Origin of the sequence: Pseudomonas sp. HY2-MNA-CIBAN-0224 (assembly GCF_040310285.1) — a bacterium.
In the GTDB taxonomy this organism is placed as follows: domain Bacteria; phylum Pseudomonadota; class Gammaproteobacteria; order Pseudomonadales; family Pseudomonadaceae; genus Aquipseudomonas; species Aquipseudomonas helleri.
This window is the reverse complement of the sequence record NZ_JBEOPQ010000792.1, coordinates 1-247: the sequence shown is the minus strand read 5'-3', so window position 1 is coordinate 247 and position 247 is coordinate 1. Positions and strand designations below refer to the sequence as shown.

The following is a 247-nucleotide window of genomic DNA, read 5'->3' as shown; positions in this document are numbered from 1 at the left end:
ACTCAAGATAATCGCCGAATCTATGGCGGCGGCATTTTAAGCTCACCATCTGAAACAGTCTATGCGCTTAGAGAGCATTCTGATCAGCAAGGTGAAAGCCCACATCAAGTAGAGCGCCAACCAGAGCATCGTGCGTTTGATTTACTCGACGTACTCCGCACCCCTTATCGTATCGATCATATCCAACCGATTTACTATGTGATTGATAATTTGGATACGCTATTTGACATCGTGGATAGCGATATCA

At 44.9% G+C, this 247-nt stretch carries 1 pseudogene; it reads left to right on the top strand.

Annotated elements, in window-relative coordinates:
- Nucleotides 1–247: pseudogene (locus AAEZ03_RS28480) on the top strand (hypothetical protein); the annotation flags it as partial.